The following is a 21,695-nucleotide window of genomic DNA, read 5'->3' as shown; positions in this document are numbered from 1 at the left end:
TGGCCGGGCGGAGCGCTACCTCGCGACGGCGGTGGTGGCGAGACGGGGGTCGGCCGCCGTCACGGTGTGCACCTCCCCCGTCAGCGTGAGCGTCACCCGTGGCGTCGCGGTGCCCGGCACGTCCCGGTGGACGGCAGCCTTCTGGTTGGTGATCGCGCCACCCGTGGCCTGGTCGAGGTCCTCGCGCCCCGCACCGTCCGTCGCCGCGGCGTGCGAGCCGACCCACACCTCGACGTCGCCCGGCTCGACGACCCGCTCGAGCTGCCGGTCGGTGAACGCGAAGCGTGCAGCCGGCACAGAGAACGCGACGACGACCGACTCCCCCGGCTCGAGCTCGACACGCTCGTAGGCCAGCAGCTGCGCCACCGGCCGTGGCAGCGAGCCGACGACGTCGCGCCCGTAGAGCTGCACGACGTCGGCACCCGCCACGTCCCCGGTGTTCGTCACCCGCACGGACGTGGTGAACGACCCGTGCGTGGGCGTCGAGGCGTCGACCGTCAGCTCGGAGTACCCGAACCGGGTGTACGACAGGCCGAACCCGAACGGGCGCACCGGCGTCGAGTCGGTCGACGTGACGTCGCTCGCCCCTCCGAGGATCGGGTGCAGGTACGTGTACGGCTGCGCACCGGCCGACCGCGGCAGCGAGACGGGCAGCCGACCGGAGGGGACGACCCCACCGGCGAGCACGCCGGCGATGGCGGTACCGCCCTCCTCGCCGGGGAAGAACGCCTGGAGCACGGCCGCCGGCCGGTCGTCGCGGTCGAGCGCCCAGTCGATCGCGTAGGGCCGGCCCGAGACCACGACCATCACCACGGGCGTGCCCGTGGCCACGAGGGCCTCGACGAGCTGACGCTGCGTGCCGGGCAGGTCGAGCGACTCGACGTCGTTGCCCTCGCCGACGGTGCCCCGGCCGAACAGCCCGGCCTGGTCGCCGACCACGACGACCGCGACGTCCGAGGACCGCACCGCCGCGACCGCCTCGCCGAACCCGGAGGTGTCGGAGCCCTCGACCTCGCAGCCGCGGGCGTGCACGAGCGTCGGCTGGGGCACGCCCGCGTCGGCGAACGCGCCGCCGAGCGCCTCGAAGACGGTCGGGATCTCGAAGCCCAGCGGATGCTCCGGGTGGTGGGCGAGCACATGGTTGGCGAACGAGTAGCAGCCCATCAGGGCGTCGGCGCGGTGGGCGTTGGGGCCGACGACGGCGACCCGCGCCGGCGCCTGCTGCCATCCCCGCAGCGGGAGCACGCCGTCGTCGTTGGACAGCAGCACGACGGACTCCTCCGCCAGCCGCCGGGCCACGGCCCGGTGCCGCGGCGAGTCGAGCTCGACGGTGCTCGGCGGCTCTCCCGCGAACGCGTCGGGGTCGAGCAGCCCGAGCTCCTCCTTCTGGGCCAGCGCGCGCAGCACCGCCCGGTCGACGAGCGCCTCGTCGACGCGCCCGTCACGGACCGCCTCGGCGAGCGGGGCGAGGTAGGCGTCCCCGCTCGGCAGCTCGATGTCGACACCCGCGGCGAGCGCCTGCCCGGCAGCGCCTCCACGATCGGCAGCCACGGCATGCATGACCTGCAGGAACGCGACCCCGAAGTAGTCGGCGACGACCACGCCGTCGAACCCCCACCGCTCCCGCAGCACCTCGGTCAGGTAGCTGCTCGCCGCGTGGTTCGGCACGCCGTCGATGTCGTTGTAGGACGCCATGACGGAGCGAGCGCCGCCGTCGCGCACGGCCATCTCGAAGGGCGGCAGGTACGTGTCGGCGATCTCGCGCGGCCCGGCGGAGACGGGTGCGTGGTTGCGTCCCGCCCGGGACCCCGAGTAGCCCACGAAGTGCTTGAGGGTGGCGTGCACCCCGGCGCCCTGCAGGCCCCGCACGTAGGCGGTACCCACGGTGCCCACCACGTAGGGGTCCTCGGCGATGCACTCGTCGACCCGGCCCCAGCGGGGGTCCTGCACCACGTCGAGCACCGGCGCCAGCCCCTGGTGGATACCGAGGGCGCGCATCGACCGGCCGATCTCGGCCCCCATCTCCTCGACGAGGGCCGGGTCGAACGACGCACCCCAGGCGAGCGGGGTCGGGAAGGTCGCCGCCTGCCACGCGGCGAGCCCGGTCAGGCACTCCTCGTGCACCAGCGCGGGGATCCCCAGCCTGGTCGAGCCCTGGAGGCGACGCTGCTCGTCCCACAGCCAGCGCGCCCGTTCCACCGGCTCCACCGGGCGAGTGCCGTACACCCGCGTGTAGTGGCCGATCCCGTGCCGGGTGACCTCGCCGAGCCGGTCGGACCCGACCTGGCCGGAGGCCATCTCTCCCTGCATGGGTGCCACGACCTCGCCGCCCTGGTCGAGCCAGTACCCGACGAGCTGGGCGAGCTTCTCCTCCAGGGTCATCTCCGCGTGGAGCGCGGCGACACGGTCGGAGACCTGGCCGGAGACGTGCGGCAGCTGGGTCGCGGCCTCGGTCGACATGCGTTCCTCTCTCTGCGCGGTCATCCCTTCACCGCGCCCTGCAGACCGTTGACGATGCGCTTCTGCATCGCCAGGAAGAACACGAGCGCCGGGATCATGGCGAGCGTGGTGAAGGCGAACACACCTGCGGTGTCGGACGAGTGCTCGGACGAGAAGTCCGCGACACCCAGCGGCAGCGTGCGCATGTCGCCACGCAGCAGCAGCAGCGGCAGCAGATAGGCGTTCCAGGAGCCGACGAAGGCGAGTACGCCGACGGTGACCATGCCCGGGCCGGAGAGCGGCAGCAGGATCCGCCAGAAGAACCCGACACGGCTGGTCCCGTCGAGCTGTGACGCCTCCTCGAGCTCCTTGGGCAGGGCCATGAGGAACGGGCGCAGGATGACCACGGTGATCGGCAGGGCGAAGGCGGCCTGTGGCAGCGCGATACCCCACCAGGTGTTCCCCAGACCCAGGTTCTGGGTGATGAGGATGAACAGCGGGATCACGGCGACGGTGGCCGGGAAGAGCAGCCCGGCGACGAAGACCATGAAGAGCCACTCGCGGCCCTTGAAGGTGTACCGCGCCAGCGGATAGGCGGCCATCACCCCGAAGACCACGACGATCGCGGTCGTCACGACGGCGATGACCACCGAGTTGAGCGTGAACCGCCAGAAGGCGTCGTCGGTCAGGACGCCGACGTAGTTGCTGAAGATCCAGGGGTTCGGCAGGGCCGCGGGAGCGTCCGCGAGCTGGAAGTTGCTGCGGAATCCGCCGAGCGCGCCGTAGACCACCGGTCCGAGCGTCGCGACGAGGACGACGAACGCCACGGCGTAGACCGCCGGGCTCCCGCCCTGGAACTTGCCTGCGCTGCCACGACGGCGCTTGACCGGCAGGCTCCCGGTCTCGGGCGGACGGGTCGTGGATACCATCATGAACCCCCCTTGGTGTCACGGCGCATGACCAGCCGTTGGTAGAGCACCGCCATGGTGAGGGCGATGACGAAGAGGATCACGGACGCGGCTCCGGCGATACCGAAGTTGGCGCGGTTCGTCCCCTCGTTGACGAGGAAGATCGCCATGGTGCTGGTGGCGTTGGCCGGGCCTCCACGCGTGAGGATCCAGACCATGTCGAAGAGCTGCAGCGACCCGATCATGGACAGGAACGCCCAGGTCCGGATGGTGGGGCCGAGCAGCGGGATGGTGATCTTGCGCTGCACCTGCCACCAGGAGGCACCGTCGAGCTGGGCAGCCTCGTAGAGCTCGTCCGGGACGCCTTGCAGCCCGGCGAGGAAGAGGATCACGGCCAGGCCGATGTACTTCCACGTCAGGATGACGACGACGGTCCACAGCGCCAGGTCCATGTCGCCGAGCCAGCCCTGTGGCGGCGGATCGATACCGACCGACTGCAGGACCGTGTCGATCACGCCGTACTGCGGCTGCAGCAGCTGGAACCAGATGACGCCGGCCACCACCTCAGCCAGGACGTACGGCATGAAGATGACCGTTCGCATCAGCCCCTGACCCCACATCTTGCGGTTCAGGAGCAGGGCGATCGCTAGGCCGAGCGGCAGCTGGATCGCGATCGACGACGCGATGATGATCAGGTTGTTGACCAGCGAGCCGATGAACACGTCGTTGCTCAGGACCCGGACGTAGTTCTGGAGCCCGACGAAGTCGACGAGCGGACCGATGCCGTTCCACCGGAACATCGACATCTGGACGGCCGTGACGACCGGCCAGGCGACGAAGAGGAAGAGCAGGGCGAGGGCCGGGGTCACGAAGAACGCGATCTCCAGGCGCTTGCGAAGGTTCGAGTGCGCCGTCCGCCCCCCAGCCGACTGCCCGGCTGCCGGGCGACCCGTTCGGGTCGCGCCGGCAGCCGGGCCGGAGGAGGTGGCAGGCGGTGCGGCCGTCGTCGAGACGGTCGAGTCGTCTGCCATCTTGCTCACTGCGCCGCAGCGTCTTCGATCGCGTCGACGACGTCCTGCGGGCCCGCCTGCTCGGCGAACATCAGCGCGATCGCGTCGTTCATGGCACCACCGACGGACTGTCCGAGGCGGGTGTCGAGGTAGAGCTGGGTGTTGCCACCGCTGTCACGGACCGGGATGAGCTGCGCGAGCGTCTCGTTGGTGAGCGAGTCGGTCGCGGCCGGGTTGGTCGGCAGGCCCATGTCGAGCTCGGCGAAGCCGATCTGGACCTCGTCGGAGAGCAGGTACTCGGCGAAGTCGACCGCGACGTCGGGCGCCTGGGCGGACACCGACCAGGCGTCGCCGCCACCCATCTGGTCGTTCGGGTCGCCGGCCTGACCGTCGAAGGTCGGATAGGCGAACCAGCCGAGGAAGTCCGGGACCTCGCCGTCCTCGCGCAGGCCACCGACGACACCGGGCTCCCAGTGGCCGGCCAGCTCCATGGCGACCCGCTCGGTGGCGAGCAGACCGGAGGCCGATGTCGGACCGGACTGCGCCACGGTTCCCAGGAAGCCCGGGTTGAACGGCTCGGTCTCGATCAGGTCCTCGAGCTGCTCGCCCGCGGCGATGAAGCAGTCGTCGGAGTAGTCGCCCGAGTCGATGGCGGCCTCGACGGTGTCGAAGGTGCACTCGCGCACGACGTTGTAGTACCAGTAGTGGGCGGCAGGCCAACCGTCACCGGCCCCGACCGAGATCGGGTCGATCCCGGCGTCCTTGAGCTGGTCGACATACCCGTTGAACTCGTCGATCGTCGGGTTCGGCGACACGTCGGTGATGCCGGCCTCGGCGAACAGGTCGGTGTTGTACCAGAAGCCCACCAGACCCATGGAGAACGGCAGGGCGTAGACGCGGTCCTCGACCGAGTACTGGCCGGCGAAGGCCGAGATCGTGTCGATGGTCTCTGCCGCGTCCTCGGTCAGGTCGCGGACGAGGCCACCTTCGACCTCGACCAGGAGCTCACCGCCACCACGGCTCATGTAGACGTCCGGGATGCCGCTGCCGGACTGGAAGGCGGCCTGGAGCCGCGTCGTCATGTCTTCGTGCTGCTGGGCGGACACCTCGATGGTCACGCCCGGGTTGGCGGCCTCGAAGTCCGCGGCCACCTGGTCGTAGTACTCCTTGCCCTCACCGGTGTTCGAGTTGTGCCACCACTGCAGGGTGACGTCTCCGCCCTCGGACGTGGTGGTCTCGTCGGTGTCCGTGTCCTGGTCGGCCGTCCCTTGGCCGGCACAGGCCGTGGCCAGCAGGGCGACGGTCGCGCCGAGCGCGACCGCGGTCGCGCCTCGCATCTTCCTCGTCATCGTGGAACCCCTTGGTCGTCGTCGACAGTGGTACTTCGGTGCTGCGAGTGGCCGTCGATGGTGCTCCCGTGCTGCGGCCAGCCGCCCGCGCCCCACTTTTGCAGCGGCGCATCGGATTCGTCAATCGTTTTCGATAACGGTTTCGACACGGGGCGCCCCTGTTCGTCGCGATCCGCCGTTGCCGGATACTGTCGTCCTGTGAGCACCGCCGCCGAACCGCCCCCCGCGGGAACCCCGTCCGGACCCATCGTGGGTCGCGTGACGATCTCCGACGTCGCGCGGATCGCGGGCGTCTCCGTGGCCACCGTCTCCAAGGTCGTCAACAACCGCTACGGCGTCGCGCCGGCGACGGCGGAGCGGGTCCTCGGCGTCGTCGCCGACCTCGGCTACGAGTCCTCGCTGGTCGCCCGCAGCCTGCGCCGCCAGTCGACCAACGTCGTCGGCGTCCTGGTGGCGGAGTTCGAGCCGTACTCCACCGAGCTGCTCAAGGGCATCTCGGCCGGCGTCGACGGCACCGGCTACGAGCTCCTCGCCTACTCCGGAGGAACCGACGGCGGAGCCCTCGGAGGCTGGGAGCGCCGTTCGCTCTCCCGGCTCGCCGGCACCCTCATCGACGCCGCGATCGTCGTCACCCCGACCATGGTCCTGTCCGAGGCCAACGGCATCCCGGTGGTCGCCATCGACCCGCACACCGGGCCCGAGGGCACGCACACCGTCGACTCCGACAACACCACCGGCGCGCGCGAAGCCGTGGAGCACCTGCTCTCGCTCGGCCACCGGCGCATCGCCCACCTGGGCGGACGCCCCGACCTGGAGTCCGCCCGGCTGCGTGAGCTCGGATACCGCCAGGCCCTCGAGGCCGCAGGGATCACGGTCGACCAGTCGCTGATCCGGGTCGGCGGGTACCGCCCCAGCACCGCGGACACCCCGGCACGCGAGCTGCTCGCACCGACGCGCGGCGAGCGACCCACCGCAGTCTTCGCCGCCAACGACCAGTCGGCCATCCACGTGATCGAGGTCGCGACGGACCTCGGGCTGCGCGTCCCTGAGGACCTGTCCGTCGTGGGCTTCGACAACGTCCCCGAGTCGATGACCACCTCGCCCGCCCTCACCACCGTGGCACAGCCGCTGCACCAGATGGGCACCGAGGCGCTGCGCATGGTGCTCGACCTCCTCGAGGGGTCGCCCCGCGAGCAGCACCTGCGCCTGCCGACGTCGCTCGTCGTGCGTGGCAGCACCGGGCCCGCACCCGCCTGAGCAACCACTGGCGGCCGCACGCCCCACCGCGCACCATGGGGCCATGAGCACCGGCACCCCGGCGTGGCGGATCGTCGCGGCGCCGCACCCCACCAGCCTCCACGACCCGACGGCCTGGGCCTACCACGGCATCGCCGAGCTCGAACGCGCCGCCGGGCTCGCCGACCTCGGCCACGCCGACGCCGCGTGGACCGCCGCGGCCGTCCACGCCGACGTGCGCCACCAGGACCACGTCAGGACGGTCCGGCTCGTGGCCGTCGCGCCCGACGGCGGCACTCCCGGTGACGTCGTCGGAGCCGCGACGCTGTGGGGCGACCTCGACGACAACCGCACCTGGGCCGACGTGACCGTCATGGTCCATCCCCGGCACCGGCGCCGTGGGATCGGGACCGCGCTCGCCGACCGCATCGAGGCCGAGGCGGCCGACGACGGGCGCCGCACGGTGCTCACCGAGGTCGCGTTCGGCGAGCCCGCGCCGGGCGACCGGCTGCTCACGCCGCCCACGGACACCGGCCACGCCCCGGCGGACCATCCCGGGGTCGCGTTCGCGCTCGCCCGCGGCTACCGGCTGGAGCAGGTCGAGCGCCGGTCGGTGCTCTCCGTCCCCGTCGAGCCCGCTCGGCTCGAACGCCTCGCCGCCGACGCTCTGGAGCACGCACCGGGCTACCGGCTGCACACGTGGCACGACGAGATCCCTGCCACCTGGCTGGCCGGGTTCGCTGCCCTCGAGACCCGCATGTCCACCGACGTGCCCAGCGGCGAGATGGACTGGGCCGAGGAGGTCTGGGACACGGGTCGCGTCCGCGACCTCGTCGCCCGGCATCACGAAAGTGGCGACGGGTTCGTCGTGACCGCCGCCGAGCACGTCGCCACCGGCGAGCTCGCCGCCATGACGATGCTGCTGTTCCCCACCGACGACGGCGAGTCCGCCGACCAGGAGGACACGATCGTGCTGCAGGCCCACCGCGGCCACCGGCTCGGCATGCTGGTCAAGGCCGTCAACCTGCAGGCCCTGGCCCGGCGGCGGCCGTCCACCCGCCGTGTCCACACGGGCAACGCCGCGGAGAACGCCCACATGCTCGCCATCAACGAGGCGCTCGGGTTCCGTGCCGAGGGCGGCTCGGCGACGCTCCGGCTCACGCAGGCCGGGCGTTGAGCCACCGTTCCACGGTGTCGAGGCGGCGCGAGGTCTGCCGCGGCCAGTCCGCCTCCTGGACCCGGTGCGGTCCGGTCGCCAGGGACAGCAGGACCCCGGCGGTGCGGGCGAAGAGCTCGTCCGGGTCGACCACGCCCGCGAACCCCTGCGCATACTCCAGGGCCAGGGAGTGCAGGCGCTCGGTGTCCCACCCCCGCAGCAACGAGAGCGTCTCGATGTGCGCGACGAGGCAGGCCAGGTCGTCCGCCCGCCGGCCCGGGCCCGCGGAGTCGACGTCGAGCAGGCCCGTGATGCGCCCGTCCCCACCGAGCATGATCTGCGACTCGTACAGGTCACCGTGGGTCGGCTCCTTGGGCGCCTGACCCGCGATCCGGCCGGCGACGACGGCGGCGAGCTGCGCCGCGCGGCCGGCCTCCGCAGGCAGCGCGGCCCCGATGACCGAGGCGTAGTGGGCCGCGTTCTCGCTCCAGGACGACCGGTGCGGAAGGTCCGTCACGCCGTCGGGCAGCTGCTCCAGGAGGTCGACGACGTCGCCCGCCGCGGGGACCAGGCCACCGTCACGCACCGCGTGCCGCATCGACTCCCCCGGGAGCGGCGCGATGACGAGCAGCCCGTCGGCGTTGCGGCCCAGCGGCTTCGGCACGGGCAGCCCGGCACCGGCGAGCAACGCGTGCCGGGCGTAGAGCTCGTCGCCCTTCTCGGGACGCACGACCTTGAGGAAGACCCGGGCGCCCGGGGTGCTCGCCTCGATGACCGCCCGGCGGGTGGGCCGGTAGGCGCGCACCCGCAAGGTCACCGGTCCGCGCGCGACCTCCGGCACACCCAGGTCGCCGAGCAGCGTGCCGACCGCCTCGGCATCGTAGGCGGTGGCCAGGGCGGGCAGGCCCGGATCACCCGGGAACCGCCACACGGCGACCTCGTGCTCGCCGTCGTCCAGGGTGAGGACACCGGGCACGTGCTGGTCGCCGGGCCGGCCCAGGGAGGCGCCGAGCGTCTCGGTGCGGACCTGCGGCTCGGCGGCACCCGCCCCACCGACGACCCACCGCACCCGCGCCCGGTACGCGACGGTGGTGGACCGGCCCGGACGGTGGTCGACCTGGCGGACCGCCCAGTCCACGAGCTCCCCACCCGCGGTGGAGACGGCCGTCGCGAGCAGCTCGGTCGCGTCGTCGCCGGTGAGGAGCTCGAGGTTGCTGGTTCCCATCGCCCCATCCTGGCCATGAACGGCCTCCGGCGCGCGGCGACCGCACGCCGGACGACTGCGCGCACCGGTGCGCGCATCACTACCGTAGGGACCATGACGACCTCACCTGTCGATGCCTCCGCCACGTCCGCCTGGGGCGAGCTCCAGCGTCACCACCGCGGGTTCCGCGGGGACCTGCGCGGCTGGTTCGCCACCGACCCGGGCCGCGCCGAGCGCCACAGCCACACTGCCGGCGACCTGTTCGTGGACCTGTCCAAGAACCTCGTCACGGACGAGACGCTCGAGCTGCTGGTCCAGCTCGCGCACGAGGTGAACCTGCCCGAGCGCATCGAGGCGATGTTCACCGGCGAGCACATCAACGTCACCGAGGACCGCGCCGTGCTGCACACCGCGCTGCGCCGCGCGCCCGGCACCCAGCCGCCGCTCGTCGTCGACGGCCAGGACGTCGACGCGGACGTCGCCCGGGAGCTCGACCGACTCAGCGCCTTCGCCGACAATGTCCGCTCCGGCGAGTGGACCGGCGTCACCGGCAAGCCCGTCACCACGATCGTCAACATCGGCATCGGCGGCTCCGACCTCGGCCCGGTCATGGTCTACGAGGCGCTGCGCCCGTACCTCCGCGAGGGCCTGGAGGCACGGTTCGTCTCCAACATCGACCCGACCGACGTCGCCCAGAAGACCGCCGGGCTCGACCCGGAGACGACGCTGTTCATCGTCGCCTCCAAGACCTTCGGCACGCTCGAGACGCTGACCAACGCCCGGCTCGCACGGGCGTGGCTCTGGGAGGCCCTCGCCGCCTCCGGCGCCATCGAGGACACCGACTCCGCGCGGCAGGCCGCCGTCGGGCAGCACTTCGTGGCCGTCTCCACGGCGCTCGACAAGGTCGCCGCGTTCGGCATCGACCCGGCCAACGCCTTCGGGTTCTGGGACTGGGTGGGCGGCCGCTACTCGGTCGACTCCGCGATCGGCCTCTCCCTGGCGATCGCGTTCGGCCCGGAACGGTTCCGTGAGCTCCTCGCCGGCTTCCGCACCATGGACGAGCACTTCCGCAGCACGCCGCTCGAGCAGAACGTCCCCGCGCTGATGGGGCTGCTCAACGTCTGGAACACGAACTTCCTCGACGCGCACACGCACGCCGTGCTGCCGTACGCCCAGCAGCTGCACCGCTTCCCTGCGTACCTGCAGCAGCTCACCATGGAATCCAACGGCAAGTCCGTGCGCTGGGACGGCTCCCCCGTGACCACCCAGACCGGCGAGGTCTTCTGGGGCGAGCCCGGCACCAACGGGCAGCACGCGTTCTACCAGCTCATCCACCAGGGCACCCGCACCATCCCGGCCGACTTCATCGCGTTCGCGACGCCCGCCTACCCGCTCACCGATGCTGACGGTGACGGCAAGGCGGTGCAGCCCGGCGCCGACGTCCACGAGCTGTTCCTCGCGAACTTCTTCGCCCAGACCAAGGCGCTGGCGTTCGGCAAGACGGCGGACGAGGTGCGAGCCGAGGGCACCGACGAGGCCGTGGTCCCGGCCCGTGTGTTCTCCGGCAACCGGCCGACGACGTCGATCATGGCACCCGCCCTGACCCCTTCCGTGCTGGGGCAGCTCGTCGCGCTGTACGAGCACATCACGTTCGTCCAGGGTGTCGTGTGGGGCATCGACTCGTTCGACCAGTGGGGGGTGGAGCTCGGCAAGAAGCTCGCGCTGGAGATCTCCCCGGCCGTCTCGGGCGACGACACCACGCTGGCCGACCAGGACTCCTCGACCCGGGCGCTCATCACGTACTACCGGGAGCAGCGGGCCTGAGAAACGTGGTGGCCCCGGCGAGGGCAGCACCTCAGAGAGCGTCGCGGATCTCGGCGTACGGGCGCTCCCCCGGCGCCGGGGCCGGGCGGTAGACCAGGCGGACGACGCCGGTGGGGAGCGCCTCGCTGGACACGAGCGCGAAGTGCTGCGCGCCGTCGTCGTCCGCGAAGAGGCGCTGCCGGCCTCCGCCGCCCGTGGCCGGGTGCAGGAGCAGGCGGAGCTCGTCGAGGAGGCCGGCGGCCATGAGCTGACGCAGCACGTCGATCGATCCCGCCACCAGCACCTTGCCGACACCGGGGTCCGCGCGCAGCGCGCGGACCGCAGCGACGACGTCGGGCGTCCGCTCGACGTTGCGCCACCCGAGGTCCTGGTCGCCCCGGGTCGCGACGAGCTTGCGCAGGTCGCCCAGCTCGGCAGCGAACGCGGCGTCCTCCCCACCCGCCGCCTCCCGCTCCGGCCAGGCGCCCGCGAAGCTGTCGTAGGTCACGCGGCCGAGCAGCAGCACGTCGGTGCCCGCGTAGTCCTCGGCGACCGCGGCACCCACCCGGTCGTCGAAGTACGGGAAGTGCCAGACCTCGTCCGGCTCGACGACGCCGTCGAGCGCGACGAACAGGGTGGAGACGACGGTGGCCATGGTTCCTCCTCGGGTGGGACCGAACTCTCTCACCCGTCCGACCCGCCCGCCGGGCAGGAATCATCGGTGCCGGCCTGGTGCCGCTCAGTAAGGTCTGGACCATGCCTCCACTCGATCCGCGGGCGATCCTTGCCGGGCGGCCGACGGCCCGTCCGTCGATCGGCACGATCATCACGATCGCCGTGTCCTCGTTGTGCCTGGTCGTCGCCCTGACGATCATGCTGCACGACGGCGCCACGGGCGTCCCGACGGCCGTGGTGCTCGCGCTCGTCCCGCTGCCCCTGCTGCTGGCGGGCATCCTCGCGCTGGACCGCCTGGAGCCCGAGCCGCCGGACGCGCTCGTCGCTGCCTTCGGCTGGGGCGCGGGAGTGGCCGTGCTGCTGGCGATGCTGCTCAACACGGCCGGGCTGGACCTGGTGTGGGCTCCCATGCTCGGCGCCGAGCTCGGCATGTACGCCATGGCGGCGATCACCGCCCCGGTGGTCGAGGAGATCCTCAAGGGCGCCGTGCTGGTGGGCCTGCTGTGGTTCCGCCGCAACGAGCTCAACGGTCCCACCGACGGCATCATCTACGGGTCGATGGTGGCGCTCGGCTTCGCCGTCGTGGAGAACATCAGCTACTACGCCTTCGCCCCGCCCGGGACCCTCGCACTGACCTTCACGGTGCGGGGCATCGTCTCCCCGCTGCTGCACCCCCTGTGCACGTCGCTGACGGGGATCGGGGTCGCCGCGGCCGCCCTGCGCGCTCCCGGACGGAGCAGGACCGTCCCGGTGCTCGCCGGGCTCGCCGGAGCGATGGCGCTGCACTCGGTGTGGAACGCGTCGTCCGCGCTCGGGCTCGCCGGCCTCGGCGCGGCCTACCTGGTCGGGGTGGGGGTGCTCGTCGCCCTGGGGGTCGTGCTGCACCGCGACCGCAAGCGGATCGTCGGCCTCATCCGGACCCACCTGCCGCAGTACCAGGAGACCGGCGTCGTCACGCCGCCGGACATCTGGATGCTGTCGTCGCTGCACCGCCGCCAGCGTGCCCGCGAGCACGTCCGGGCCACGCGCGGGCGCGGACCTGCCAGGGCGTTGGCGGACTACCAGCAGGCCGCGACGGAGCTCGCGATGCTGCACCGGCGTCGCGCCCTCGGCCTCGTGCCGGACGCCGCGTTCGTGGCCCGCCGTGACCCGTTGCTGCTGCTCATGCACCATGCGCGGGCGGCCTTCGCCTAGCGGTCGGCACACCCAGCGTGCACGGCCGCCTCCCAACCCCCTGTCGTCACGCTCCACCGACCCCGGCTACAGGTAGACCGACATCCGCCAGCACGGCATCGATCACCTCCGGAGCGGCAGCACAGTTGGTGCCGAAGCGCGCGTTCACCTCGAGCACCACGGGCCGGCCGGCCGCGTCGCGCCGGACGTCCAGGTCGACCGGCCCTGTCAGCCCGAGCGCGACGACGGCGCGGCTCGCCACGTCGGCGACGTCGTCGGCACGCACCCGCCGCACACCGGTGGCGTTGCCGACACGACCTTCCGCGAGCGCCGTCTTCTCAAGCACCACGGTGACGTGCGCGCGAGCATCGCCCGGTGCTCGGTAGACCATCGACGCGTACTCGACACCCGGTGCGAACGCCTGGACGACGGATCCCGGCGGGACCTGGCCCCACGAGCCGGTCCACGCGTCGTCGACCACCTCACCCCGCGCCCGCCCCGCGAGACCCGCGGCTTGGTCACGACGGCGCCGCCGAGGGCGCGCATCGCGGTGTGGGCGTCGTCGAACTCCTCCGGCACACCGAACGCGGGGACGGGCACCCCCGCCTCCTGGAGCGCCCGGGCGGTGCGGAGCTTGTCGTGCGCGAGCCCGACCGCTCGCTCGGGCCCGACGACCGTATGGGCGGGATTGAGCAGCGCGACGGACGCCGACAGCACGGGCAGCTCCTCGCTCACCGTGGGAACCACCAGGTGGATCCGCCCGAGGTCGACCAGCCGCTGCAGCACCTCGACCAACCCGGGGTCCGACGCGTACGGCACCCGGACGACCCCGGGGTGGGCGCCCGCGTCGACGGCGGTCACCTGGTGACCGCGTGCACGCAGCTCGCGAACCAGTGCGGCGCCCGCCGGGCCACCCGCCCCGGTGACCAGCACCCGGGTCATCACAGGTCTCCCCACCCCGTGCCGAGCAGACGCACCGGCTCGTGCGCTGCTGCGACCTGTGCGCCACGAGGCGTGCGGAACACGAGGAGCAGGACGACGAGGTGGGACATCATTTGATCCTGGTGGGTGCGGGCGCACGGAGGCGCGCGAGGGGAGGGATGCGGCGAACCCGCGTCTGCCAGGTGCCGGCGGGGCGGGCCCGAACGGTCGAGCGAAGGAGCTCGGGTAGCGAGGGAGTCGTCAGGTGCGCGAGGTGGGGCCTCGACGGCGGGCCACCAGCAGGACGATCACCGCGAGGAGGGTCGACGCGCCGAGACCCACCACGATCGTGGTGACGACCTCGCTGGTGTCGGGTGTCGCTGCACTCCCGGCGGGATCACCATCGACCGCGCCGTCGGCCCGGTCGATGACGCTGGTCGACGAGTCGGGAGCCGACGCGTCTGTCACGGTGACGACGTCCCACGCCGACGCTTGCTGTGCCGGGGTGCCGCAGGCTGCGGCGCCCGTCAAGGTACCCAGGATCGCCAGGAGCAGAACCGTCCTGGCGACCGACCGGCGATGATGCATGTGTCCTCCACGTCTTGGAGGCGGGCCCGACGACCCGCCACCTCATCAGACGCAGACCGCGAGCGACAGTGACGCGGAGGAGCGGGTGAAACCTGTCACAAGATGTGATCTCACCCTCACGGCGGCGGCACGAAGAACGCCAGCAGCCTGTACGCCAAGCTCGGCGCCTCCGGCCGAGCAGAGGCGGTCTCCCGTGCCGAGCACCTGGGCCTGGTCGCTCCGGGACCTCGCCCTCGGCCCCGCTGACCCAGCCCTGCCCGCTCAGGCGTGCACGACGGCGCAGCCCCGCCGGTCCAGCACCACGCCCACCTTCTCGTCGACCTGGGGCACGGGGCCGTCGGCGACAGCGACGAGCCGCTCCTCGCCCGCGCCGAGGTCGACGTCCACCGTGACCTCCGTGCGTCCGCGCCGGAACGTCGCGGCGACGACGACGGCGCGCCACCTCTGGTCGCCGCCGTCGCCGTCGGCCGACACCCCCGGCACCACCTGCAGGCCGGCGGGGCCGATCGCCAGCAGCTCCCCGCCGTCCGGCACGAACGTCTGGTAGCCCAGGAACGCGGCGACCTCGCGCGTGGCGGGCGCCTGCCACAGCTCCTCGGGCGGCGCGACCTGGATCAGCCGACCCGCGGACATCACGGCGACCCGGTCGGCGACCGTGAAGGCCTCGTCGTGGTCATGGGTGACGAACACCGCCGTGGTCCGGGTCGCGTGCAGCACGGCGCGGATCTCCACGGCCAGCCGCTCGCGCAGGCCCCGGTCCAGGGCGGAGAGCGGCTCGTCGAGGAGCAGCAGCCGGGGCCGCGGGGCGAGGGCACGCGCGAGCGCGACCCGCTGCTTCTCACCACCCGACAGCTCGGCGACCGAGCGGGTCGCGAACCCGTCCAGCCCGACGAGCGACAGGAGCTCGGCCACCCGTGCAGCGCGCTCGGCCCGTGGCCGGTCAGCCAGCCCGTAGCCCACGTTGCCGGCGACGTCACGGTGGGGGAAGAGCTGCCCCTCCTGGAACAGCAGCCCGAACCCGCGCCGGTGCACCGGCACGCCGGCCAGGTCGGCCCCGTCGAACGTCACGGTGCCGCCCGCCACGGGCTCCAGGCCCGCTACCGCCCGCAGTAGGGAGGACTTGCCGCACCCGCTGGGCCCCAGCAGCGCGAGCACCTCGCCGGCCGCGACGTCGAGCGAGACGCCGTCGACCGCCGTCGTGCCCGCATGCCCGCGCCGCTGCCCGTAGCGGACGACGACGTCACGCACCTCGAGACCGTCGGAGCCAGTCATCAGAACTCCCCTCCACCGGTGTCGCCGCGCATCCGCTCGGCCACCATCATGACGGTCGCGGTGAGCACGGCGAGCACCACCGACGCCGCGAGCGCCATCCCGTAGTTCTCCGCCCCCGGCTGCCCGATGAGCCGGAATATCACCACGGGCAGCGTCGCCGCGTCCGGACGGGCGAGGAACGACGTGGCGCCGAACTCCCCGAGCGACACGGCGAACGCGAACCCCACGGCCAGTCCGAGCGAGCGCGCGGCGAGCGCGAGGTCGATGCTCGCCAGCACCCGGCCCGGGCGCGCGCCGAGCACCGCCGCGGCCTCGCGCAGCCGCGGGTCGATCGCCCGCAGCACCGGCAGCATGGTGCGCACCACGAGCGGGATCGCCACGACCGCCTGGGCGATGGGGACCAGGAGGCCGGACGTGCGCAGGTCCACGTCGAACCCGAGCGGCCGGTCGAGGGTGATGAGGAACCCGAAGCCCACCGTCACGGCGGACACCCCGAGCGGGAGCATGAACACCGCGTCCAGACCCCCGACGGCACGGCGCAGGCCGCGCTGGCGGGGACGGCGCGAGACGACCAGCACCACCAGGCCACCGACGACCACGGCGATCACCGTGGCGAGCGTGGCGATCCGCAGGGAGTTCGCGGTCGCCTCCCACACGGTCACGCTCAGGGCGTTGCGCCCGCCCGTGGTGCCCAGCGCGACATAGTTCGCGAGGGACCACGCGCCGTCGGGCCCTCTCAACGAACGCAGGAGGAGCCCCGCGAGAGGGAACGCGATCAGGCCGGCGACGACGACGGCGGTCACCGCCGCGGGCAGCGCGTCCCGCACGGTCCGCAGGTCGAGCGGGTGCGCGCCGGAACGCTCGCCGGTCAGCTGCAGGGCGCGTTCTCGCCGGGTGCGCAGACGGGCGCTGACGAGCAGCGCGGCCACCACGACGACGAGCTGCAGGACGCTGAGCACCGCCGCGGCGCGCAGGTCCAGGAACTGGGTGGTGCGGATCCAGATCTCCGTCTCGATGGTGCCGTAGCGCATGCCGCCGAGCACGAGGACGACGCCGAACGCCGTCGAGCAGAACAGGAAGACGACCGAGGCGGCCGAGGCGATCGCGGGGCCGAGCGCGGGCAGCGTCACGGTGCGGAAGGCACGCCACGGTGTCGCGCCGAGCGCTCGCGCGGCCTGCTCGGCCCGCGGGTCCAGGCGCTCCCACAGCCCACCTACCGTGCGGACCACCACCGAGTAGTTGAAGAAGACCAGCGCGACGACGACCGCTGCGAAGCTCTCCTCCCACCCGAGCCACCCGAGCGGCCCGGACGGCGTGAAGAGGTGACGGAAGGCGACCCCGACGACGACGGTGGGCAGCACGAACGGCACCGTCACCAGTCCGCGGGCGAGTGTACGCCCGGGGAACCGACATCTGTACAGCAGGTAGGCGCCCGGCAGGCCGAGCAGCACGCTCAGGAGCGTGCCGACGGTCGCCTGCGCCAGCGTCTGGCCGATCACCCGCCAGGTCCGCGGCTGGCTCAGGACCTCCGCGAAGCCGGACAGGTCGAGCACGCGCCCGCCGACGCCGTCGTCGGCGAAGAAGCCCTGGACGACCAGCGCGACCACGGGCCAGCCGAAGAAGACGGCGAGGAAGACCAGCGGGACGCCGGCGGCGAGCCCCCAGCCCAGCCACGCCCACCGGGGCCGGCGCCGCAGCGCCGACCCCGTCGCCACGTGGGTCAACCGATGACCGTGGCCGTCCACTGCTGGATCCACTCGTCGCGGTGCTCGGCGATCTCCTGGGCCGGGACCTCGTAGGGGTTCTCGGCGAGCGGGGCGAACTGCTCCCACTCGGCGGGCAGCTCGACCGTCTCGTCGGCCGGGTACATGTACATGTTCTCCGGGATGTCGGCCTGGACCTGCTCCGAGGCCAGGAAGTCGACCAGCGCGCGGGCGCCGTCGGGGTTGTCGGTTCCCGCGAGGACACCGGCGTACTCGACCTGCCGGAAGCAGGTGTCGAGCAGCGCGGCCGTCGTCGACCCGCTGCCGTCCTCGGTGACCGTGAACGCGGGCGACGTCGCGTACGACAGCACGATCGGGCGCTCGCCACCTTCGCCGGCGCCGGAGAAGTCGACGTAGTAGGCGTCCGACCAGCCGTCGGTGACGCGCAGGCCGTTGTCCGCGAGCTCGGCCCAGTAGTCCTGCCACCCGTCCTCGCCGAACGCACTGACCGTGGCGAGCAGGAACGCGAACCCAGGTGAGGACGTCGCGGGGTTGGTGACGACCGTCAGGTCGGCGTAGGCCGGGTCCGTGAGGTCCTCGAGGCCCGCCGGAGGCTCGAGACCGGCGTCCTCGAACCACACGGTGTCCACGTTGAGGCAGACGTCCCCACGGTCGATCGCCGTCAGGCCCTCGAGGCCTTCCTCCGTCTGCGCACCCACCGACGCGTCGAGGTCCGCCGGCGTGTACGGCTCGAAGACACCGGCGTCGGCGGCGCGGGACGCGAACGTGTTGTCCACGCCGTACACGACATCCCCGAGCGGGCTGCCCTGCGTCAGGACGAGCTGGTTGACCAGCGTGCCCGCGTCGCCGGCTGCGACGTGCTCGACGTCCAGGCCGGTCTCGGACTCGAAGGACTCGAGCAGCCCGTCGCTCAGGGCGAACGAGTCGTGGGTGACCAGGGTGACCGTGCCGGACAGCTCGGTCGCGGCCGGCGACTCCGCCGGGACGGGGGTGTCTTCGGCCGTCCCCGGGGCGTCGCTGCTGCTGCAGGCTGCCAGCGCGGGCACCAGCCCGACGAGGGCGAAGGTCGCCAGGGCGCGGCGGGTACGGATGTTCATGCGTGTCCTCCTCAGACGGAGCTGAAGGGGGGCCGTCGCCCGTGTTCACCGGCGACGGGATCGAGAAGCCCGACTTCCTCCACCGGTGCTAGCCGGATCAGGTTCGAGGGTCTGCGGAGATCCGCACTCTCAGCGCTCGGTGGCGCTCCCCTGTCGTTCCCTCCGAGCCTACACACCTGACGCACGCTACGGTGGTGGCGTCCGTCGGGCGGACCGATCGCGACCTCGCCCGGCGCCGCCGTCTGGTACTGGAGGATCCGTGAAGAAGTTCGAGCTCTCTGAGCAGTCCGAGCCCTCGCTGGGCGTCAAGATCGGGACGCTCGCGGCGACGGTCGCCGCGGGATGGGTCGCACAGAAGCTCATCAAGGTGGTGTGGGAGAAGGCCACCGGTCACGACGCCCCGATCGACCTCGACACCGACGACATCCCGCTCGTCCAGGCGATCACGTTCGCGGCTGTCACCGGCGGGGTGGCGGTGCTCGCGCGCCGGCTCGCCCGGCAGGGAGTGACCAAGGCGGTGAACCGCCAGGCGAAGCACGTGTCGGTCGTCTGAGCCGGCGCTCGCCGAGGCTCAGCCGCGGCTGCGCTGCCGGCGCCGGGCGAGCTGCGCCTCGTGGCCGTGTGGCCGCTCAACCATGTGGACCCCGTCGAGTGCCGCCTCGAGACGCTCCTCCGGGCAGCCCTCCGAGACCACCATCGCGGCGACGACCTGCGCCGCCGCCGACTGCACGGGGATCCCGGCCCGGGCCGCGACCTCGCCGAGCCGGTCGCCCGCCTCTGCCTCGGCGACGCCGTGCACCACCATGAGGGCACCCTTGGCCTGCTCGACCGCAGAGGCCGACACCATCGCCCGGCCGACCGCTCGCTGGGACTCGCGGTCGAGAGCCTCTCGAGTGACAGGACTGACGTCCAGCACGTAGCCCACCACGTGGGTGATCGCGCCGTCGTCGTCGTGCTGCGCCTGGCCGGTGACGACGACGGTCCGCGCCTTGCCGTGCGGGTCGACGATGCGGTGCGCGCTGCAGAACGGGCGTCCCCCACGCATGGCCACGATGGCGGTCCGGGAGAGCCGGGCCCGGTCGTCCGGGTGGGTGCGGGACCGCACCACGTCCACGCTCGGTTCGATCTCACCGGGCTCACGGCCGTGCATCCGATAGACCTCGTCGGACCACCAGGTGCGGCCCGAGTCGACCTCGACGCGGTATCGGCCCACGACGAGCTGGACTCCGGCGGCCAGGGCTTCGGCCACCCCGGCCAGGCCGGCGCCGCCGGTGGTGCGGTGCGTCGACGTACCGCTCATGGGATCTCCCTGGGTGTCCGGGCGCGTCGCCCGGTCAGGACTGGTGTGCCGCCCACCGTACTCCCGAGACTCCGAACTGCCACCCGAGAGGCGACCCTTCACCCGGTCGGCGTCTGCTCGGGCACGGCGCCCTGTGCCGGCGCGACCGGCGCGACAAGCCGCTCCCGTCGCAGCGCTTGCACCGAGTACGCGATGGCAGACGCCCAGACGACGACCAGCACCGCGTAGACGGCTCCTTCGCCCAGACCGCCGATCGACACGAGATCGGAGCCGAGCAAGGTCCGCGTGTTGATCAGGACGATGAAGCCACCGACGGCGGAGCCGAGGACACGTGGCGGCACCAGCCGGACGATCCAAGCCGCGATCGGTGCGGCGACGATCCCACCGACGAGCAGGGCGAGCGCCCAGGCCAGGTCGATGCCGGCGGTCCCGAGACCCACCAGGAAACCGAGGCTGGCTGCCACCGCGACGAAGAACTCGCTGGTGTCGATCGATCCGATCACCTTGCGCGGCTCGAGGCGCCCGCTCGCCAGGATCGCCGGGGTCCCGATAGGCCCCCAGCCGCCTCCCCCGGTGGCATCCATGAAGCCGGCCACTAGGCCGAGAGGAGTGAGGAAGCGCCGGCGCAACGGCTGCCCGAGCCTGTCGGTCCGCAGACCACGGAAGGTGAACCGGAGCAGCACGTAGAGCCCCAGCGCGAGGAGCAGCACGGACATCAAGGGGCCGGCGATCTCCGTCGAGAGCCAGGAGAGGAACGTGGCCCCGGCGAACGCGCCCACGGCTCCCGGGACACCGATCCGGGCGACCACCCGCCAGTCGACGTTGCCGAACCGCCAGTGCGCGGCGCCGGACGCGAGCGTGGTCCCGATCTCCGCCAGGTGGACCGTCGCCGACGCGGCCGCCGGGTTGGTGCCGATCATCAGCAGGAGGGTCGTGGACGTGACGCCGTAGGCCATGCCCAGGCTGCCGTCGACGAGCTGGGCGCCGAGCCCCACCAGGGCGAGAAGAACGAGCGTGCGCACGGATACCTCCATCAGATGCGGTCCCAGTCGACCAGAATCCAACATACCCTATCGACATAGTCGGATTAAAGACTGAGCGCTCCACCTCGTCGGAGCAACCTAGGTCAGGGGTTCTCCCACGCCTCCTCGTCGGCGACGAGGAGGCGCACATCCTGCGGAACCGTACCGGCGGCCAGGTCGGCGAGCGTCACCTGCTCCAGCACAGCTCGCACGTTCGCCCGCAGGGCCACCCACACGTGCAGCAACGAGGCCGCCGTCCCGGAATAGTCCAGGTCCGAAGGTCGCTGGTCGCGCACATAGACCAAGGGACCGTCAACGGCACGGACCACGTCGGCGACGGTGACGCCGTCGGCGGGACGCGCAAGAATGTAGCCTCCGCCGGCGCCGCGCCGGCTGGCGACGATCCCGTCACGTCGCAGATCTCGCAGGATCGCCTCGAGGAAGCGGTGCGGCACCTGCTGCGCCGACGCGAGCGCCTCGGCCGACACCGGCGACCCGTCGCCCGCCGCTGCCAGCTCGACCGTCGCACGCACCGCGTAGTCCGCCTTGGCAGAGATCCTCACCCGTACCGCCTCTCCCCGACCTGTGTCCCCGGCTACCGCTCCCATCGTGCCCTACGTCCGCCGTCGAACAGCGAGCCGAGCCCGACCCGTCCGTGCGGCCGCCCCAGTACGTCACCAGGATCGGGCGAACGTGTGCGGCGACGTGCAAATGCAGCCAGGCCCCCCGCACCGTGTGGTGTGGGGGGCCTGGCTGTGAAGGGTGTCCGGCGGCGTCCTACTCTCCCACCCCGTCTCCAGGGCAGTACCATCGGCGCT

19 protein-coding genes and 1 riboswitch are annotated in these 21,695 nt (G+C 72.4%); of the genes, 5 read left to right on the top strand and 14 right to left on the bottom strand.

What is annotated here, in order from left to right; translation table 11 throughout:
* Nucleotides 1–15 precede the first annotated feature (15 nt).
* The 4 genes from PZC42_RS10610 to PZC42_RS10595 are packed head-to-tail and all read right to left on the bottom strand — an operon-like array spanning nt 16 to nt 5,706.
* On the bottom strand, nt 16–2,460 hold the full coding sequence (locus PZC42_RS10610; RefSeq protein WP_277211370.1) for a beta-xylosidase/alpha-l-arabinosidase: 2,445 nt from the start codon (nt 2,458–2,460) through the stop codon (nt 16–18).
* A gap of 20 nt (nt 2,461–2,480) precedes the next feature.
* Complete coding sequence (locus PZC42_RS10605) at nt 2,481–3,371, bottom strand: carbohydrate ABC transporter permease (protein WP_277210832.1); 891 nt, start codon at nt 3,369–3,371, stop codon at nt 2,481–2,483.
* The gene (locus PZC42_RS10600; protein WP_277211368.1) at nt 3,368–4,378 is read right to left on the bottom strand and encodes a carbohydrate ABC transporter permease; all 1,011 of its coding nucleotides are present in this window, start codon (nt 4,376–4,378) and stop codon (nt 3,368–3,370) included. The genes PZC42_RS10605 and PZC42_RS10600 overlap by 4 nt, the downstream gene beginning before the upstream one ends.
* A 5-nt stretch (nt 4,379–4,383) precedes the next feature.
* Nucleotides 4,384–5,706 (bottom strand): ABC transporter substrate-binding protein, encoded by a 1,323-nt coding sequence (locus tag PZC42_RS10595; RefSeq protein ID WP_277210830.1) that lies wholly within the window; start codon nt 5,704–5,706, stop codon nt 4,384–4,386.
* 198 nt (nt 5,707–5,904) lie between these two features.
* On the opposite strand from PZC42_RS10595, the gene PZC42_RS10590 reads away from it, so the two are divergent.
* Nucleotides 5,905–6,963, top strand: a complete 1,059-nt coding sequence (locus tag PZC42_RS10590) for a LacI family DNA-binding transcriptional regulator (protein ID WP_277210828.1) — start codon at nt 5,905–5,907, stop codon at nt 6,961–6,963.
* A gap of 43 nt (nt 6,964–7,006) precedes the next feature.
* Nucleotides 7,007–8,119, top strand: a complete 1,113-nt coding sequence (locus PZC42_RS10585; protein ID WP_277210826.1) for a GNAT family N-acetyltransferase — start codon at nt 7,007–7,009, stop codon at nt 8,117–8,119.
* Here PZC42_RS10585 and PZC42_RS10580 read toward each other — a convergent pair.
* Complete coding sequence (locus PZC42_RS10580) at nt 8,100–9,323, bottom strand: phosphotransferase (RefSeq protein ID WP_277210824.1); 1,224 nt, start codon at nt 9,321–9,323, stop codon at nt 8,100–8,102. The genes PZC42_RS10585 and PZC42_RS10580 overlap by 20 nt on opposite strands.
* Nucleotides 9,324–9,416: 93 nt before the next feature.
* Between PZC42_RS10580 and pgi the strand changes: the two genes are divergently transcribed.
* On the top strand, nt 9,417–11,126 hold the full coding sequence (gene pgi, locus PZC42_RS10575; protein WP_277210822.1) for a glucose-6-phosphate isomerase: 1,710 nt from the start codon (nt 9,417–9,419) through the stop codon (nt 11,124–11,126).
* Nucleotides 11,127–11,157: 31 nt separating this feature from the next.
* On the opposite strand, the gene PZC42_RS10570 is transcribed toward pgi, so the two are convergent.
* Nucleotides 11,158–11,760 carry a dihydrofolate reductase family protein gene (locus PZC42_RS10570; RefSeq protein ID WP_277210820.1) on the bottom strand — a complete coding sequence of 201 codons (603 nt, stop codon included), beginning with the start codon at nt 11,758–11,760 and terminating at the stop codon, nt 11,158–11,160.
* A 101-nt stretch (nt 11,761–11,861) separates the two neighbouring features.
* Between PZC42_RS10570 and PZC42_RS10565 the strand changes: the two genes are divergently transcribed.
* On the top strand, nt 11,862–12,974 hold the full coding sequence (locus tag PZC42_RS10565) for a PrsW family intramembrane metalloprotease (protein ID WP_277210818.1): 1,113 nt from the start codon (nt 11,862–11,864) through the stop codon (nt 12,972–12,974).
* A gap of 46 nt (nt 12,975–13,020) precedes the next feature.
* On the opposite strand, the gene PZC42_RS10560 is transcribed toward PZC42_RS10565, so the two are convergent.
* The 5 genes from PZC42_RS10560 to PZC42_RS10540 all read right to left on the bottom strand — a co-directional run bounded on the left by PZC42_RS10560 (nt 13,021) and on the right by PZC42_RS10540 (nt 18,555).
* Complete coding sequence (locus PZC42_RS10560; protein ID WP_277211366.1) at nt 13,021–13,344, bottom strand: ATP-grasp domain-containing protein; 324 nt, start codon at nt 13,342–13,344, stop codon at nt 13,021–13,023.
* A gap of 791 nt (nt 13,345–14,135) precedes the next feature.
* Nucleotides 14,136–14,462, bottom strand: coding sequence for a hypothetical protein (locus PZC42_RS10555; RefSeq protein ID WP_277210816.1), 327 nt, complete (start codon nt 14,460–14,462; stop codon nt 14,136–14,138).
* Nucleotides 14,463–14,723: 261 nt separating this feature from the next.
* Nucleotides 14,724–15,734 carry an ABC transporter ATP-binding protein gene (locus PZC42_RS10550; RefSeq protein ID WP_277210814.1) on the bottom strand — a complete coding sequence of 337 codons (1,011 nt, stop codon included), beginning with the start codon at nt 15,732–15,734 and terminating at the stop codon, nt 14,724–14,726.
* Nucleotides 15,734–17,458, bottom strand: a complete 1,725-nt coding sequence (locus PZC42_RS10545) for an ABC transporter permease (RefSeq protein WP_277210812.1) — start codon at nt 17,456–17,458, stop codon at nt 15,734–15,736. The genes PZC42_RS10550 and PZC42_RS10545 overlap by 1 nt, the downstream gene beginning before the upstream one ends.
* Nucleotides 17,455–18,555 carry a thiamine ABC transporter substrate-binding protein gene (locus PZC42_RS10540; protein WP_277210810.1) on the bottom strand — a complete coding sequence of 367 codons (1,101 nt, stop codon included), beginning with the start codon at nt 18,553–18,555 and terminating at the stop codon, nt 17,455–17,457. Before PZC42_RS10540 ends, PZC42_RS10545 begins: the two co-directional genes overlap by 4 nt.
* 57 nt (nt 18,556–18,612) lie before the next feature.
* Nucleotides 18,613–18,717, bottom strand: a riboswitch (TPP riboswitch).
* Between the two features lie 97 nt (nt 18,718–18,814).
* Between PZC42_RS10540 and PZC42_RS10535 the strand changes: the two genes are divergently transcribed.
* Complete coding sequence (locus tag PZC42_RS10535) at nt 18,815–19,108, top strand: DUF4235 domain-containing protein (protein WP_277210808.1); 294 nt, start codon at nt 18,815–18,817, stop codon at nt 19,106–19,108.
* Between the two features lie 18 nt (nt 19,109–19,126).
* On the opposite strand, the gene PZC42_RS10530 is transcribed toward PZC42_RS10535, so the two are convergent.
* The 3 genes from PZC42_RS10530 to PZC42_RS10520 all read right to left on the bottom strand — a co-directional run bounded on the left by PZC42_RS10530 (nt 19,127) and on the right by PZC42_RS10520 (nt 21,440).
* Nucleotides 19,127–19,855, bottom strand: a complete 729-nt coding sequence (locus PZC42_RS10530; RefSeq protein WP_277210806.1) for a PAS domain-containing protein — start codon at nt 19,853–19,855, stop codon at nt 19,127–19,129.
* 98 nt (nt 19,856–19,953) lie between these two features.
* Nucleotides 19,954–20,877 (bottom strand): sulfite exporter TauE/SafE family protein, encoded by a 924-nt coding sequence (locus tag PZC42_RS10525; protein ID WP_277210804.1) that lies wholly within the window; start codon nt 20,875–20,877, stop codon nt 19,954–19,956.
* Between the two features lie 104 nt (nt 20,878–20,981).
* Nucleotides 20,982–21,440, bottom strand: coding sequence for an RrF2 family transcriptional regulator (locus tag PZC42_RS10520; protein ID WP_277210802.1), 459 nt, complete (start codon nt 21,438–21,440; stop codon nt 20,982–20,984).
* Nucleotides 21,441–21,695: the final 255 nt, after the last annotated feature.

Origin of the sequence: Isoptericola croceus (genome assembly GCF_029382255.1) — a bacterium.
Taxonomy (GTDB): Bacteria; Actinomycetota; Actinomycetes; order Actinomycetales; family Cellulomonadaceae; genus Isoptericola; species Isoptericola croceus.
This window is presented reverse-complemented; position numbering and strand designations above follow the sequence as displayed.

What these genes read in the sequence shown, in the direction of transcription:
- pgi (WP_277210822.1), top strand. Translation starts at nt 9,417, where the DNA reads ATGACGACCTCACCTGTCGATGCCTCCGCCACGTCCGCCTGGGGCGAG.
- PZC42_RS10560 (WP_277211366.1), bottom strand. Translation starts at nt 13,344, where the DNA reads ATGGTCTACCGAGCACCGGGCGATGCTCGCGCGCACGTCACCGTGGTG.
- PZC42_RS10555 (WP_277210816.1), bottom strand. Translation starts at nt 14,462, where the DNA reads ATGCATCATCGCCGGTCGGTCGCCAGGACGGTTCTGCTCCTGGCGATC.
- PZC42_RS10585 (WP_277210826.1), top strand. Translation starts at nt 7,007, where the DNA reads ATGAGCACCGGCACCCCGGCGTGGCGGATCGTCGCGGCGCCGCACCCC.
- PZC42_RS10595 (WP_277210830.1), bottom strand. Translation starts at nt 5,706, where the DNA reads ATGACGAGGAAGATGCGAGGCGCGACCGCGGTCGCGCTCGGCGCGACC.
- PZC42_RS10565 (WP_277210818.1), top strand. Translation starts at nt 11,862, where the DNA reads ATGCCTCCACTCGATCCGCGGGCGATCCTTGCCGGGCGGCCGACGGCC.
- PZC42_RS10580 (WP_277210824.1), bottom strand. Translation starts at nt 9,323, where the DNA reads ATGGGAACCAGCAACCTCGAGCTCCTCACCGGCGACGACGCGACCGAG.
- PZC42_RS10540 (WP_277210810.1), bottom strand. Translation starts at nt 18,555, where the DNA reads ATGAACATCCGTACCCGCCGCGCCCTGGCGACCTTCGCCCTCGTCGGG.
- PZC42_RS10550 (WP_277210814.1), bottom strand. Translation starts at nt 15,734, where the DNA reads ATGACTGGCTCCGACGGTCTCGAGGTGCGTGACGTCGTCGTCCGCTAC.
- PZC42_RS10530 (WP_277210806.1), bottom strand. Translation starts at nt 19,855, where the DNA reads ATGAGCGGTACGTCGACGCACCGCACCACCGGCGGCGCCGGCCTGGCC.
- PZC42_RS10610 (WP_277211370.1), bottom strand. Translation starts at nt 2,460, where the DNA reads ATGTCGACCGAGGCCGCGACCCAGCTGCCGCACGTCTCCGGCCAGGTC.
- PZC42_RS10605 (WP_277210832.1), bottom strand. Translation starts at nt 3,371, where the DNA reads ATGATGGTATCCACGACCCGTCCGCCCGAGACCGGGAGCCTGCCGGTC.
- PZC42_RS10600 (WP_277211368.1), bottom strand. Translation starts at nt 4,378, where the DNA reads ATGGCAGACGACTCGACCGTCTCGACGACGGCCGCACCGCCTGCCACC.
- PZC42_RS10570 (WP_277210820.1), bottom strand. Translation starts at nt 11,760, where the DNA reads ATGGCCACCGTCGTCTCCACCCTGTTCGTCGCGCTCGACGGCGTCGTC.